This is a genomic window from Lentilactobacillus farraginis DSM 18382 = JCM 14108 (assembly GCF_000583655.1).
Classification (GTDB): domain Bacteria; phylum Bacillota; class Bacilli; order Lactobacillales; family Lactobacillaceae; genus Lentilactobacillus; species Lentilactobacillus farraginis.
Map to the genome: position 1 here is coordinate 158,285 of NZ_BAKI01000002.1, position 15,342 is coordinate 173,626.

The 15,342-nt window shown below is 42.0% G+C and carries 14 protein-coding genes, 2 pseudogenes and 1 riboswitch; of the genes and pseudogenes, 3 read left to right on the top strand and 13 right to left on the bottom strand.

All coding sequences use genetic code 11. From position 1 onward, the window contains the following. The first annotated feature begins 10 nt into the window (after positions 1–10). Positions 11–1,492: an acyl-CoA reductase gene (locus tag JCM14108_RS01700; protein WP_035177814.1), complete on the top strand. Its 1,482-nt coding sequence runs from the start codon at positions 11–13 to the stop codon at positions 1,490–1,492. An 18-nt stretch (positions 1,493–1,510) separates the two neighbouring features. Continuing rightward, positions 1,511–2,278: an SDR family oxidoreductase gene (locus JCM14108_RS01705; protein WP_035177820.1), complete on the top strand. Its 768-nt coding sequence runs from the start codon at positions 1,511–1,513 to the stop codon at positions 2,276–2,278. A 269-nt stretch (positions 2,279–2,547) separates the two neighbouring features. Here JCM14108_RS01705 and JCM14108_RS01710 read toward each other — a convergent pair whose 3' ends face one another. From JCM14108_RS01710 to JCM14108_RS01745, 9 genes are all read right to left on the bottom strand, one after another. After that, entirely contained in the window at positions 2,548–2,958 is a 411-nt protein-coding gene (locus tag JCM14108_RS01710; RefSeq protein WP_035177822.1) for a MerR family transcriptional regulator, read from the bottom strand. 219 nt (positions 2,959–3,177) lie between these two features. Continuing rightward, positions 3,178–3,828, bottom strand: coding sequence for an NAD(P)H-binding protein (locus tag JCM14108_RS01715; RefSeq protein ID WP_035177825.1), 651 nt, complete (start codon positions 3,826–3,828; stop codon positions 3,178–3,180). 54 nt (positions 3,829–3,882) lie between these two features. Beyond that, on the bottom strand, positions 3,883–4,731 hold the full coding sequence (locus JCM14108_RS01720; protein WP_035177879.1) for an aldo/keto reductase: 849 nt from the start codon (positions 4,729–4,731) through the stop codon (positions 3,883–3,885). Positions 4,732–5,039: 308 nt separating this feature from the next. Next, positions 5,040–5,507: a 6,7-dimethyl-8-ribityllumazine synthase gene (gene ribH / locus JCM14108_RS01725; protein ID WP_035177835.1), complete on the bottom strand. Its 468-nt coding sequence runs from the start codon at positions 5,505–5,507 to the stop codon at positions 5,040–5,042. Between the two features lies 1 nt (position 5,508). Next, positions 5,509–6,729, bottom strand: coding sequence for a bifunctional 3,4-dihydroxy-2-butanone-4-phosphate synthase/GTP cyclohydrolase II (locus JCM14108_RS01730; RefSeq protein WP_035177837.1), 1,221 nt, complete (start codon positions 6,727–6,729; stop codon positions 5,509–5,511). Continuing rightward, on the bottom strand, positions 6,704–7,324 hold the full coding sequence (locus JCM14108_RS01735; protein ID WP_035177839.1) for a riboflavin synthase: 621 nt from the start codon (positions 7,322–7,324) through the stop codon (positions 6,704–6,706). The genes JCM14108_RS01730 and JCM14108_RS01735 overlap by 26 nt, the downstream gene beginning before the upstream one ends. Before the next feature lies 1 nt (position 7,325). Then, entirely contained in the window at positions 7,326–8,372 is a 1,047-nt protein-coding gene (gene ribD, locus JCM14108_RS01740; RefSeq protein WP_081759831.1) for a bifunctional diaminohydroxyphosphoribosylaminopyrimidine deaminase/5-amino-6-(5-phosphoribosylamino)uracil reductase RibD, read from the bottom strand. A 139-nt stretch (positions 8,373–8,511) separates the two neighbouring features. Continuing rightward, positions 8,512–8,645: riboswitch (FMN riboswitch) on the bottom strand. A gap of 99 nt (positions 8,646–8,744) precedes the next feature. Then, the gene (locus JCM14108_RS14660) at positions 8,745–8,900 is read right to left on the bottom strand and encodes a hypothetical protein (RefSeq protein WP_156654942.1); all 156 of its coding nucleotides are present in this window, start codon (positions 8,898–8,900) and stop codon (positions 8,745–8,747) included. Positions 8,901–8,983: 83 nt separating this feature from the next. After that, positions 8,984–9,187 carry a hypothetical protein gene (locus tag JCM14108_RS01745; protein WP_035177840.1) on the bottom strand — a complete coding sequence of 68 codons (204 nt, stop codon included), beginning with the start codon at positions 9,185–9,187 and terminating at the stop codon, positions 8,984–8,986. A gap of 292 nt (positions 9,188–9,479) precedes the next feature. Here JCM14108_RS01745 and JCM14108_RS01750 point away from each other — a divergent pair. Continuing rightward, positions 9,480–10,717, top strand: a pseudogene (locus JCM14108_RS01750) (chloride channel protein). A 225-nt stretch (positions 10,718–10,942) separates the two neighbouring features. Here JCM14108_RS01750 and JCM14108_RS01755 read toward each other — a convergent pair. From JCM14108_RS01755 to JCM14108_RS01770, 4 genes and pseudogenes are all read right to left on the bottom strand, one after another. Then, positions 10,943–12,885, bottom strand: a pseudogene (locus tag JCM14108_RS01755) (copper-translocating P-type ATPase). Continuing rightward, a complete protein-coding gene (locus JCM14108_RS01760) occupies positions 12,885–13,202 on the bottom strand; it encodes a cupredoxin domain-containing protein (RefSeq protein ID WP_035177842.1) in 318 nt (105 codons plus the stop codon). Before JCM14108_RS01760 ends, JCM14108_RS01755 begins: the two are co-directional and overlap by 1 nt. Before the next feature lie 35 nt (positions 13,203–13,237). Further along, the gene (locus JCM14108_RS01765; RefSeq protein WP_035177882.1) at positions 13,238–13,612 is read right to left on the bottom strand and encodes a cupredoxin domain-containing protein; all 375 of its coding nucleotides are present in this window, start codon (positions 13,610–13,612) and stop codon (positions 13,238–13,240) included. A gap of 498 nt (positions 13,613–14,110) precedes the next feature. Continuing rightward, complete coding sequence (locus tag JCM14108_RS01770) at positions 14,111–15,040, bottom strand: ADP-ribosyltransferase (RefSeq protein WP_237745682.1); 930 nt, start codon at positions 15,038–15,040, stop codon at positions 14,111–14,113. Positions 15,041–15,342: the final 302 nt, after the last annotated feature.

The following is a 15,342-nucleotide window of genomic DNA, read 5'->3' on the forward strand; positions in this document are numbered from 1 at the left end:
GGTGGATACGTTGCAGGTAATAAACAAGGATACTTTGAAAATAATACCAGTGGATCTATTCAAAATCCCAAAAGCAACTTTCCTAACTGAATTTCGATATCAAAGTATTCGGCTTGGTGAAACTGTTTACAGTTTACGGCTTCCAATACCTACCCTTGCCGAACTTAATGTTCTGATTAACCAGCTTAAAGCTAATCAAAAAGCATATCTAAGCCATTTAAAGGTGGCTGAAATAATTGATTGGATTGACCAGGCAATTCAGTGTTGGACAAATCCCAAATGCCCGCAACGTCAATTGGCAATTAAATTGTTGCCGGTAATTACTGGTTACAATGCCGAAACGATCAAACTGGAAATCAAACGTTTTATTCGAATATTTAGAAAAAAAGAGTTGCTGCGCTTTGTCGATAACGAATTGAATCAACCGGAAATTCTGGATGATTTTCATCCCCAAAAAAGTGGTAGTTTAACCAAGGCATTTGGCCCCCAAACAATTTTTAATGTCTTTTCCGGAAACATCCCCGGCCTACAAATCTGGCCTTTAATTATGGGAACCCTGGTTAAAGCCGCCAGTCTTGGCAAAACGTCAATGGCGGAACCGCTTCTTCCAGTTTTGTTTGTTCAAACACTGGCACAAATTAATCCACGCTTGGCGGATTGCATGGCAATCTTACCCTGGAAAGGTGGTACCCAATCTTTGGAAAGCGTTGCAGCTACTCAAACAGGTGCAACCATTGTTTACGGTTCCGATAAAGCCGTTGGAAGTATTCAACCATTAGTACCGTCATCAAAACCCTTCCTTCATTACGGCTATAAGATCAGTTTTTCAATGATTGGTCGGGAAGCTTTAACGCCGGAGCATTATCCGCAAACGATTAAACGAGCGGTTGAAGATATTGCTGTATATGATCAGCAAAGCTGTCTTTCAACTCAGGCAATTTTTATCGAACGCGGTGGCTCAATTTCGCCGTTGGCAGCTGCCAAATTAATCGCAGCCGAACTGGCTAATTATCAGTTAAAACGACCCCGAGCAGTTTTGACGAACCCCGAAGCAGCAGCTATTAACCGTACCCGCAATCAATATCAACTGCGTTCTCTGAACGATTCAACCATTCAGGTTTTGGCCAGTCGACAAAACACTGATTGGACTGTGGTTTACCATGCTAAAGCCGGCTTTACAAATTCACCACTTAATCGCTTTGTACACATTTTTCAAATTGATCAGTTGGAAAATGTGCCACGTTATTTAAACGACTATCAGCCCTATCTTCAAAGCTGTGGCATGGCAGTTGATCCCAATCGACTTTATTCATTGGCTGACCGTTTGGGAGAAATTGGCATTGATCGTATTTGTTCACTGGGCGAAATGACCCGGGCAAGGCCTGGATGGCATCATGATGGTCATTTTAATTTGTTGGATCTTTTGCATTTTGTTGACGTTGAACCAAGTATGGAAGCTTACGCCGAACGCTTGGATCCAGACGTAGAGTAATTTTAAAGGAGCTTAGAAATGCTGTTAAAAAATAAAATTGCTTTAGTTACAGGTGCCAGCCGGGGAATCGGGGCCACAATTGCCAAACGTTTTGCGGCAGAAGGTGCCATCGTGGCAGTTAATTTCTTGAAAAACCAGAAGAAAGCTAATGACATCGTTCAATCGATTATTGATAATAACGGTCAGGCTTTTCCCGTTCAGGCTGACGTTCGAAACCCAAAAGCAGTTCACCAAATGATAGCAACAATTCAAGATAACTTTAACGGGTTGGACATCGTTGTTAATAATGCATTGAATCACTACACATTCAATCCCAAAACGCGGCAAACAGCGGAATCAATCAAATGGCAAAATTATCAGTCGCAATTCGATGGAAGCGTTCAGGGAGCCTTTAATGTTTGCCATGAAGCTATACCAATGATGTCAGATCAAAGTAGTGGGCGCATCATTAACATGGCCAGCAACTTAATTGCGTTTCCACTCATCCCCTATCACGACTACATTACATCCAAGACCGCTTTAGTCGGCTTCACCCGATCTCTGGCAGCAGAAGTTGGCGCTCTGGGAATTCAGGTTAATGCAATTGCGCCCGGATTAACCTACCCGACTGATTCCAGCGTTGAAACTCAAAACGATGTTCGAGAGTCAATCATCAGGATGACACCGACAAAACGGCTGACTATCCCGGACGACGTTGCCGGTAGTGCTATTTTTTTAGCTTCGAACTTATCCAATAACATTACCGGCCAATGCTTGTATGTGGATGGTGGCTTGGTAATGCGTTAGATTCACAATAATAAATAAAACAAAGCTGCTGAACTACTAATGTAAAAATTCCAAATCATTGTTACTTATAAAAGATGGCACCAAAGCAAATTTTCGCTTAGTACCATCTTTTATAATGATTGTTTAATTAACAAAATTATCTCCCAAATCATCATGATAAATTTTGTGATTACCCTTGTTTTATCGGCCGCAATACAATTTTATTGACATTAGCTAATCGTTTAGTGGTTGCTTCGCCAATCTCACTGGATAAATCGGTAATGATAACTTTATTTTTTGCTGTCATTACTTTTTCCCTCGTAAACTAATTTTTCTTTTTCGTAATTTAACGTATGATCTTCAAAATGATCGATTTTAAAACTTAAATAAGCAACTGTTTTTTTAATTTCAGCCATCTTATCGATTAATTCTCGTCGCTGATCAATTAATAATGTTTTTCTGGCTTCAGAATTTTGCTGACCTTCACGATATAGTTTAACAAATTCAATTAGTGCTTCAATTGACATGCCGGCTTTTCTTAACGCTTTAACGTAAAAGACCCAATTCATGTCGTATTCGCTATAGTCTCGATACCCACTTTCGTTTCGCTTGATTTCTGGCAATAAACCCAGTCGCTCCCAATATCGAAGTGTGTCTTTGGTCAAATCAAACTTTTTACTTACTTGATTAATCGTTGCCATTTTAACTTTCCCCCTTCACTTTATGGTATTGCTTTAAACATTAGTCTGAAGTTTACAGTCTCCTGCAAAAAGTTCATAATCTTCTCAATGACAAATGGCTAATAAAAAAATTATTAATTTTTAGACACTAATCAGTATAATGGATAATTTTAAATCATATTGATTAGTGTCTAAATTATATTTCAAACTCTAAGGCTCAAACGGCGTGGTGTTTTTCAATTAATAAACAGGGCGATTTTCACCTTGCGTTGCCGGGTCAGCCAGTCCCAAACTATCATTAATTCCCAATGATGGATCAGTGATAATTTTCAACACTAAATCAGCGACACTTTTACGTGACCCTGATACCCCGACAAATTGATCATTCTTATGCGTAATTTGGTACGAAACTTCATCACGGTCATTCAGCCAAGGTAAACGCAATGTCGTATAGGCCAAACCCGATTGGCTTAACAACGTATCTGATTGAGTTGCAGCTGCCAAGCCGTTTTTAACCATTGTTCGATTCCAACGACCAAATTCTCCCGGTACTTCATCATAAATACCTAAAATATTGGTTGAAATAATCCGGTTGACATTATTTGCTTTCATTGCTGAAATAACATTCCTGGTCATTTTATTATCGGGGTCATGATCAACGACTGCCATAAAAATCATATCCTGACCCGCAACTGCTTGGTTAACCGATGCTTGATTCTCCAGATCCACATCAAGTAGACGGACTCTGGAATTGTTTGCTAGATCAGCTAATCGTTTTGGCTGACGCAAACCCAATGTCAACGAGACATCCTTGAATTTATCTTCGGCAAGAAGTCTTTTTTCAACAATTTTGGCAATTTGACCATTAGCAGCTAATATAAGTAAATTCATTAATAATTTCCTTCCTTATTATTAAATTGTTCCGTAGTACTTGACTAAAAACAGCTATTTAATCCGGCGACCCACGATTTTCATTTGTGCTTCCGGATCCCGATGATCAAAGAACTGGCTTTCCTGTTTATCCAGTTTTTGAATCATCGTCATTTCTTCATCTGTGAGTTCAAAATCAAAAATGCTGATATTTTCAACCATTCGATTTTGATGAACTGACTTAGGGATTGTGACAATTCCACGTTGCAGTAACCATCTCAGAATAACCTGACCAATTGACTTATTGTACCTATGGCCGATTCGAGCCAAAACCGAATTTTGAAAAATGTTGTGTTTACCTTCCGCAAACGGCGCCCAGGCTTCCGGCTGAATCTGATTATCCTGCATAAAGCTAACCGGTTTAAACTGTTGGTCCCAAGGATTAACCTCAATCTGATTAACCGCCGGCTTAACATCATTGAAAATTGCGATGTCCGTTAATTGGTCAGGCTCAAAATTTGAGACACCAATAGCCCGAATCTTACCCTCACGATACAGATCTTCCATCGCCCGCCAAGACCCGTGAATATCGCCCCATGGTTGATGAATGAGGTAAAGATCAATGTAATCAAGTTGCAGTCGTTTTAAGGATGCCTGAAAGGCTTTCTTGGCCGCATCATAACCTGTATCGGTCAGCCAAAGTTTAGTTGTAATAAATAATTCTTTTCGATCAATGCCACTTTGTTTAATAGCCCGGCCGACCGCTTCCTCGTTACCGTATACCTGTGCTGTATCAATTAATCGATACCCCGATTTGATTGCATCAAGAACCGCCTGTTGCGCAACGTCTAAATCTGTTACCTGAAAGACCCCGAAACCAAGTATGGGCATCTCAACGCCATTGTTTAATTTAACCATTTTCATCATGAACTGATTGCCTCCTCATATTTATTAACAGGATCAGTGTAAACCTTGGTGTGGACTCCAAGGCAAGCTATATTTTTTAAAATAACGTTTTTTATAAAATCCCTTCTTAAACTATTTATTTGCCAAGCTAAAAGTCAAAATTTGAAGAGTAAAAAAGGCCACTTTTTAATTTCAAAAAATGGCCCGGTACAATGCTTGCATATTTTTTAACAAATATATTACCACTATGCCTACCTGAAGATGTGCTCTCATAGCAAACAATCCATCGGTTAAATCAGCTTATGAACTGGCAACGATAATTAAACTCATTCAGCCAACCAACTTTGCAGCCCCAGCATTTCCAACAAACCGCCAGCACATTCAGCGCCCTTGTTACCACCCTTACCACCGGCCCGATTAATGGCCTGTTCCATATTATCAGTTGTTAACACACCAAACATTACCGGCACTTCGCCGTTTAGCGAAACCGAGCTAAGACCGTTGGCAGTTTCTGAACAAACATAGGTATAATGATCGGTTTGCCCTTTAATAACAGCACCCAAAGCAATAACGCCGTCAACCTTTCCCGATGCTGACATTAATTTAGCGGCTCTGGGCAATTCCATGGCGCCCGGCACCCAGGCAACCGTTATGCGTTCGTCTGCCACCCCATACTTTTTTAGGTCGCCCAGTGCCCCTTGCAAAAGCCGCTCGGTCACTAATTGGTTAAAATGGGCAACAACAATGCCGATTCGATAATGATTATCACTTAACTGTCCCGTATAGCTGTTCATTTTATTCGACTCCTTTCAATAAATGATGAAATTTCTCTTTTTTAGTTTTTAAATATGAGGTATCTTCAGTTGTTGGTTCAATCTCCAGTGGAATCCGCTTATTAATATCAATTCCCAAATCGGTCAACTGTTGCATTTTATCCGGATTGTTCGTCATTAAGTCAACCCGATGAACCCCCAGTTTGTGTAAAATTGCCACTGCCACACCGTAATGTCGCTGATCCGGTTCAAAACCCAAATGGATATTAGCATCAACCGTATCGTACCCCTGTTCTTGAAGCTTATAAGCTTGCAACTTATTGGCCAAACCGATTCCGCGGCCTTCTTGCCGTAAATACAAAACGGCACCGTGGCCTTTCATTTGAATCAGCCGCAAGGATTTTGCCAACTGCTGGCCACAATCACAACGCTTTGAACCAAAAACATCCCCAGTTAAACATTCTGAGTGAACCCGTAATAATAATGGCTCATTTGCATCAATCGTCCCTTTTGAAATCAGCAGTGTCGGTTCCGAGTGTTCATCAGTTCGAAAGGCCGTCAAATTAAAATCACCATATTCAGTCGGCAGTTTAACCCGAGTGATTGGCTGGGCCACGTCAATATCTTTCATATATCGATAAGCTTGGATGTCCGCAATGGTTAAAAATGGCATTTGTAGTCCTTCAGCGAAGGATTTTAAATAGGATCGCCGGGCCATCGTGCCATCTTTTTTGAGGATTTCACAAATATAGGCTACCGGGGATGCACCGGCTAATTTGGCGAGGTCGACGGCCGCTTCCGTATGCCCTTGGCGTTGAAGTGTACCACGATCAGCCGCAATTAGCGGAAAAATATGGCCGGGATGATAAAAGTCCGCACTGGTTTTACTTACATCTGCCAATTGCCGAATCGTGTCTGCCCGGTCAAATGCTGAAATGCCAGTCGAGGTGGTTTTAGCATCCGTGCTGACTGTAAAAGCAGTCCCGTAGGCGTCCGTTGCATTGGTAACCATTGGGCCAAGCCCCAATCGATCCGCATATGATTGACTCATTGGCACGCACAGAAGGCCGTGAGCTTTTGAAACCATGGTGTTAACCGTTTGGGGTGACACAAAATCGGCCAATCCGATCATGTCTCCTTCGGCTTCCCGCTGCAGTGAATCCGCAACGATCACCAGTTTACCCTGTTTCAATGCCGCAATGGCGCGTTCAACCCGTTTAATAATCTGTTTTGACTTGTTCATTTGTTTCAGCCTCCCGACCTGATAAAATGTATTTGCCTAAAATATCCGTTTCCAAATTAACAACTTCACCATCGTTTAAATCTTTTAAGATAGTTTCCTGCAACGTATGTGGAATCAAGCTAACCGAAAAGGTATCATCATTGACTTGGGTAACGGTTAAACTGACACCGTCAACGGCAATTGACCCCTTCTCAATAATCAAGGGCCGATATTTTTTAGGAAACCGAATCTGATAAACAGTGGCATTACCTTCAACTTGATGAGAAGTCACGGTTCCAATTGTATCAACGTGTCCCAAAACAAAGTGGCCATCCAATCGATCCGAAGCCCGCAAAGCCGGTTCAATATTTACTTGAGAACCGACCCGAACCGTTGCCAGATTCGTGCGCCGAATTGTCTCCGGCATAACGTCAACGGCAAAGGTTGTTTCTTGTAGCTTGGTAATTGTTAGACAAATCCCATTAACCGCGAGGCTGTCACCAATTTTGGCATGAATTTTGGTAACCAACGGGCAATCAATTAACAATCGCTGACTGGCTTTTCTTTTTTCAACTGCTTTAATCGTTCCAATTGATCGAACAATTCCGGTAAACATCTTAGTCCCTCCCCGCTGTTATGACGACATCCGACCCTAATTGACGGACTTTGATCGGCTTAAACTTTTCAATTGTCGAAGCGGCTTTTCCGAAAACTGCTGGTAAGCCGCCACCACCCAAGATCAGCGGAGCCAAATAAACCTGCAGCCGATCAGCCAAATCAGCGGCTGTAAAAGCTGCCAATACATGGCTGCCACCTTCAACTAATAACGATTGAATCCCTTGTTTGGCCAAAAATTCAACGATGGTCTGCGGCGTCCAAGTTTGATCTTGAAACACACGAACAAACTTTGGCCACTGGCGGGTTGATTTGGTCCGGGTTAACAGCCAAACCGGTGCTTCCTGCTGAAAGAGTTGTGCCGATAACGGCAGTTTGTCTGCGTTATTGACCAATCCAATTCTGATTGGTGGAAACGGCAAGTTCGCTGTTCGAACCGTCAATTTCGGATCATCGACCGTCAGCGTCTTTTCACCAACCAAAATCGCCTGATTGGCGATTCGCAGTGTCTGGCTGTCAGCAAAAGCCGCATCACCGGTTAGTCGCGTACGTTGTCCGGCTTGATAGTTTAATTTACCATCTAGGCTCATAGCATATTTAAGGGTCACTAACGGTCTATGATGGCGATAAAAAAAGTTATAGGCTTCGTTTAATTCACCAGTAGTATTCAAAACTTTGACCGAAATACCATGATCTTTTAGAATATTTATGCCTTTGCCAGCGACCAATGGATTAGGATCGCGTTGGCCAATGATTACTTTCTTAATCCCAACGGCAACTAACTTCTTGGCACAGGGTGGCGTTTTGCCAAAATGACTGCAAGGCTCCATTGTGACGTACATCGTCGCGCCCTCAGCCTCCTTTAGCGTTTGAAGATGGCTCAAAGCATCGATTTCGGCATGGTGCTGGCCAAATTGATGATGGTAACCAGTTGCCAGAATCTGATTATCTTTACAGATGACCGCGCCAACTACCGGATTCTGCCAGGTCAGACCAATGCCTTTTTTGGCTTCGGCAAAAGCCAATGCCATGATTTTTTCATCGTCCATATTCTTTCACTCCAATTAAAAAGGCCCCGCAACAAAGCTGCGGGGCCCTTACTTAATCCATTTTTGATGTAGATTTTAAGGTTGATTAATCAAGACAGCCAACTAAAAAAGCCGGCCACTGATTTTATCAAACGTGTCGTGTTTTCTTCTCCCATCCAGACTTTACTGTCGGTCCCAGACTTGCACTGGGTCCACCGCTAAACGCGGGTCACGGACTTCAATCAAAAGATTGTTACCGTCGGTCGGGAATTTCACCCTGCCCCGAAGAAATTATTTAATTGTCAAAGTAAAGATAGCACAAGTTGGGTTAAATGACAACCTAAAAAATCATGATGTTTAATAATTTGACACTTGATCCGTTAATTAAATGAATCATGACTTTTTTCTAACCCAAGCAACAGCAGCGTAGCAAACGCTAAACGCAACCAAGACAATTGCACTGCCAAACAACCAATTAGACCAGTCACTTGTTACGCCATGGAAAATTACAATGAGCATTGTTGCAATTGTGACAATAAATTTTTTCATTTCCTTTGACACCAAAAATCACACCTAACCAATTATTGAATTTCCAGAAGACTTATCAAGCTACATCCAAAATACAGTCAGCCTTATGAACGCCGCTTTCTTTCAATAAAATAAATCAAACCAACAGATACGACGATATAGGTTGGTGTAGATATGCCAACCAGCATAGCCAATGGCCACCACTGAATGCTACCCAAGATTAACCAATCAAAAATAAGATGAAGAAAAATCATCATCATTTCCATGCCAATATACACAGTTCCAAATACCTTCAACGTTTTTCTCATTTATTGCCTCCTGATTCCTTAAGAGTAAATTAGGATTTATGAAAAAATGCAACTAACCTCAAACTAAAGCAGTCTAGATAATAGTAGTATGTCACACGAATTCAAAAAGCGTCAAATTATTTTTAAGTATCATTCACCGCATAAAGTTTCAGTATTGTGCTTTTAAGTTTTTCAAGTCAAACTACAATTTCACGAATGAAAGCCTCATTCTTGACACTTTCAAGAATTCTCTACTGATTTTCATAAAACGTTAATCCGTCTAACCGTTGAATATGATAAGATAATATGCGTTATGAAAAAGGAAAATGCTATTTTAACAATTTCAACAATTGGTTTGGGAATTTTGGTGGGAATCAGCTCACTGCTTTTAAGCCTGTTCCTAAATCTAATTGAAAAAATATTTCTTCACTTTGATGAAACCGCGCTTCAACCGATTGTAACAGGAACTCCTGGTAGCGCCAGGGTGGCTTCAGTTCTTGTCGGTGGAATAATTTCAGCAGTTATTTGGTGGGTTTTAAGAACCAAAGTGACACCCCCGACTACGATTGAAAAGGGGTTATCCGGGGAAAAGATGCCACTAGTTCAAACCGCACTTCACGTTATAACCCAAATCTTTTATGTCGGTACCGGTGGTTCGGTCGGCCGAGAATTAGCCCTCGGGAAGCTGGGGCAATGATTGCTCAGAAGTGGCAGGCCGGATTGGTAAAATGTCGGTTGGGAATCCTCAGCAAAGACGATACCCACCTATTAATGGCTGCCGCGGCCGGCGCGGGATTTGCCGGAGTCTATAACGCACCAGTTACCGGAATGTTTTTCTGTGTGGAAGTTCTCTTCAAAAAAATTTCTTTACGCAGTGTCAGTGTTAGTCTAACCATGTCAATCATTGCAACACTGATCAGTGACGCCGTTAAGGGAACCGCTCCTTATTATCTGGTTGGCAAAAATGCTTTTCAGGCGCAATTTTTACCAATTGCTGTTTTGATTGCGATTCTTTGCGGATTGCTTGGCGCTTTGTTTCGGAAATCTTTTAAATGGGCTGAAAGACAAAAGCCTCGAAATTCCAAAATGCTGTGGCAGCTGCCATTGGCGTCTTTATTAACCGGATTGGTTTCAATTAATTTTCCCCAAATCATGGGAAATGGTCGGGCTTTGGCTCAGTTTTCATTTAACACCACCGACAACCACCTATTGTTAATCCTTTTATTTGGTGCCATCGCAAAGTACCTGGTCACCGTTCTAACCATTCGAGCTGGCGCGTTTGGCGGTACACTGACGCCTTCCGTCGCAATTGGCGGTGCGGTTGGCGCAATTATCGGGATTTTAATTCTTCCCTTTATGGCCATACCGATTTGGCAGTCAGCTTTATTGGGTGGCTGTAGCTTGCTGGCCGCTTCCCAGCAGGCCCCTCTAATGGCATTGTTTATGATCTTTGAGGTCTGCCATTTGGGATCCATGGCTTTGGTGCCGCTTGGATTAGGGGTTGCCATCGCAATTGCTGTATCGAGACTGGTATTAAATCCATCAAATTAGTCTAAAAGCAAGCGTGAGACGAAGGGCGGTTAACTTCCAGAGCATAATCGAATCATCCGAATATTCCGGGCTTGAATGTTTGGATAATTCGATTATGTGGCAGGAAGTTGCCTTTCGGCGCACGTTTTTGCTCGGTAATAATCGTGATTTCATAAAATAACGGGACTGGACAAAATTACTTTTGCCCAGTCCCGTTATTTAGCATTTATGATTCAAACATTTCAATTAAGCTGTTGTTTGGTGAAACCGTTGCTCACCAACAATCTTAGTTTTATTCAATAATAATGACGAAGTAACCACCGAAACCGATGAGAAAGCCATTGCCAAACCAGCCAACTCAGGCTCAATTGGAGGCCAATCCCTACCAAGACGCCGGCTGAAATCGGAATACCAATCAAATTATAAATAAACGCCCAGAAAAGGTTAAGCTTGATGCGATTAAAGGTTTTTTTGGAAATTTCAAGCGCTCTGACAACGCCCATCAAATCATTTTGCATTAAAATAATTTCGCCGGATTCAATCGCAATATCCGTCCCGGATCCCATGGCAATTCCAACGTCCGCAACTGTCAGTGCCGGTGCGTCATTAATTCCGTCACCGACAAAAGCAACTTGACCATCCTGCTGAAGCGCTTTAACATGGTCGGCTTTTTCATTTGGCAGAACCCCGGCAATCACCTGATCAATGCCAACCTGGCTACCAATTGCCTGCGCTACCCGCTGGTTGTCACCAGTCAGCATCACGGTTTTAAGTCCTCGAGCCTTTAACTCTGAGATGGCTTGGGCCGCCGTTTTCTTAGGGGTATCCTGAATGGCAATCAAGCCAATCACTTGGCCAGCCAAGCCAACCAACACAACCGTCTTGGCATCATTTTGCAATCGGGTCATTTCTGTTTTCAAATCATCAGCCATTTGATAAGTTGTCATCAACTTGGCACTGCCGACAAACGCATTTTGACCATCGACGGCTGCTTTAACGCCTTTGCCTTCAATGTTTTGAAAATCAGTCGCCTGAGAATAGCGAAGCTGATACTGCTTAGCCTTTGCCATAACGGCACTGGCCAAAGGATGTTCGGAGTTCACTTCCAAAGCTGCGGCGATTTGAAGGACTTTTTGCTGGTTGCCGATTACATCAGTTACAACTGGCTTGCCTGCTGTAATTGTACCGGTTTTATCGAACACCACCGTCTTGACATGGTTAACTTCTTCCAGTGCCTGGCCGTTTTTAATTAATACCCCCAACTTGGCTGATCGGGCAGTACCAACCATTAAAGCCGTCGGGGTTGCTAATCCCAGCGCACACGGGCAGGCAATCACGATAACTGAAACGGCAAATAACATTGCCTGGACTGCCGGTGCACCTAAAAAGACAAACCAAATCACAAAGGTGACGATTGCGGCAATTAGAACCGCCGGTACAAAGATGCTTGAAAGCCGATCGGTTAGATTTTGAATCGGCGCGTGACTGGTCTGTGCTTTCTTAACCAGTTCAACGATTTGAGCTAAAGCCGTATCTTTGCCGACTTTAGTCGCTCGAAAAATCAACAAACCATCCATATTGATAGTCGAGCCGATAACTTCATCGCCGGTCTTTTTTGATACCGGCAAACTTTCACCGGTTACCATTGATTCGTTAACATGCGTCGTCCCCTTCGTCACAACACCATCAACCGGAATTTTTTCACCAGGTCGAACCCGGATAATGTCGCCCACTTGAACTTTCTCAAGCGGTACTTTTGAATACTGATCATTCGTTAACACATCCGCTTCTTTAACCTGCAAATTCAGCAACTTACTCAAAGCGTTGGAAGCACTGCTATGCATTCTTTCTTCCAAGGCATCCCCTAAAAGGACAAACACTGTCACCAGCGCGGCACTTTCAAAGTAAACTGCTCGGCCAGTCAACATTGCAAATAAAGAATAAAAATAGGCAACCGACGTCCCCACGGCAACCAACGTATTCATATTGGCATTATGGTGTTTAAAAGCTGCCCAGGCGCTTTTCCAATACGGCGCAGCTGAAATCAGCATAATCAGCGTTGTGGTCAGAAACGCAATCCAGGTATACCCGGGGATTATCCAATGAAATGGCATCAGAACCATTTGAAGCAGCATCGGGCTTGCCAAAATTAACGACAGCCAGAATTTTTGCATATTGGATATTTTAATCAACGGATAACCACCTTTCCGTGAAACATATTCATGCCACAAGCAAAGTCAAATTCGCCACTTTGGTCAGTGTTAATGGATACTTCAACATCCCGATTCAGTGGCAGCTTTTTCTTAAACCCAAGCTCTGACGATTGAACTTTTGCCAAACAGTCAGATTCATTCAAGCGGTGAAAGACCAGTTTGGCTGGAACGCCTTTCTTCAAACTCACGGTGTCAGGTTCGTACCCGTGATCAACTTTGATCTGAACTGTTTGAGCACCGTCATTATCTGCTTGCACTTTGTTTTGACCACCAAAAAAATTCTTGAAATTCATAACTATTACCTGCTTTCTGTTTAACTTTATTTAAATTAATCTTTTACAATAATCTTGCCGTGGAACATGTTCATCCCACAAGCATAATCAAACTCAGTTGCCTGATCGGTTGGGATTTCAATTGCCGTCATTTTTTGCTTGGTTAAATCCTTATCAATTCCCAGCTTTTCAAAAACAACGTGTGATAGACAAGCTGTCGAATCATTCATCTGAAATTTAACTTTAGCCGGCACACCCTTCTTTAAAACCAGAGTACTCGGCGAATAGCCGCCGTCCACCACAATTGTGGATTCTTGCTGATTATCACTGATCTGTGCGTCACTGGTCTTCTCCTCATGACTCCCGAAGAACCACCAGATAATAAACGCAATCAAACCAAGTGAAATTGCCAATACTACAAGCTGCAAAATTCCGTCATCCCCCTCTGCCAAAACTCATTCAATTGATTCTCAATTGCTACATAAGATTGAACCTGCTTATTCAAATGGATGGCCACCTTCTTTGAAATCTACAAGTGTAACTTCGATTAATACTATACCACCAAAAATCTACATTTGTAAACATTAACTTTCAATTTGCCAATCTTTTTAGGCAAAACCCTTAGGCATCGCCGCTTCTCAGCTTAAAATAAGTTTTTGACAAATCACAGTCGAACGCTATTTTCAATTGTTAAGCAAAAAAAGAACCGTCAATCACTGTAAAAAAACAGTCATTGACGGTTCCAAATCTATTTAATTAGGATTGAGATAACAATAATTTTGTTCAGTCCCGGTTTGTGTCATCCCGATTATTAGCAATTAAAGCCGGGCGCCGAAAGGCCATTCCAGAACGTAACTACTTTTCGCACCACTCTTAAAATGCTCACTTCATCAAGTCCAATGTAACTATCCAATACTTAAGATGTCGCGTTAGATGCTTGACATGGGCTTTCTTACCTGATTGCTGTTCGATCGATGTTTCATGAAGCTGGTATAGCCCTTCTGCAGTCGGGTAATGATCATTTTCGTTCCGGCTTGCATTAAGTATTCTTTTTCACCCCTGTTTTCTGAAATTGGATCAACGTAGGCACCGTGATACCCTTTGGGAATATTAATTCGTAAAATGACGTGTTGTGAAAAGGCCAGTGCTGTCATCCGATCCAAAGTTGTCGATGAATAGGCTGGATCCCGATATTCGCCACCCACTTGAATTGCCTGATCAGCCAATGATTTTTTTAAGCCAACTAGGGAAGTTCCCCGAAAAACCGTTAATGGCGCGTTCAATTTGAATTTATGAATCCCGTTATTAATGGCGCTAATCTTGGAGCGGGTTGTCTTAATCATTTTTTTCTGGGATTTTCGCAGTGCCTGGTTAATCACATCGTAGCCGTTTCCCGTATAGTAACGAATCGCTCGATACTGCTTTTGGTTTAACTTTTTAGCCCATTTTAGAGATGACTGTGTTAATTTATCAATTTCATGGGCGTTATTTCGAACCCGTTTGTAAGAATAACTGAACTGACTTGGCTTTTCCACCAACATTTCTGTTGGATTCCCCGGAACGGTTACCAAATATTTTGCTCCGGGTAATTTCTGCTGCACAGTCAAAGCCGTGTTTTTGGGAATCTGAACCGGGTTTTGATAATCTGCCCGTTGATTTCCCCACTCATACGCTGTCGTTGGCTGATTGGTCACAAAAACCGACTTGCCGACATTGGTTGTGACCGTATCCGATTGAATCATCAAAAAATTGTTTTGAATCGAAGTTTGATGATGCACAGTTTTAGCCAACGCTGTCCCTTGAACAGAGAGCCCCAATATCAATGCTGCCGCAAAAAGTAATTTTTTAATTCTCTTCAAAATACCCCATCCCCTTCAAATGATAGGGATAATTCTACCTGATCTGAAGGCTTATGTGGGTAACGACAACCAATGTTAATAAAAACGCAATTAACTTAACCCTTTATTTATAATGTTTTTAAAGATATTTTGCATGAATGACGTATTGGCAAAAGTAATTTCGTCCAGTCTGCCAGCTTCATTTCCAATGATACGCAAAAAGATCCAGCTAGAAACCGGCTTTTGTCAGTTTCTAACTGGACCTAATCTTAGACTGTTTGCTTAATCACGCTTATTATCGAGTGAAAACAGACTAAGCTTGT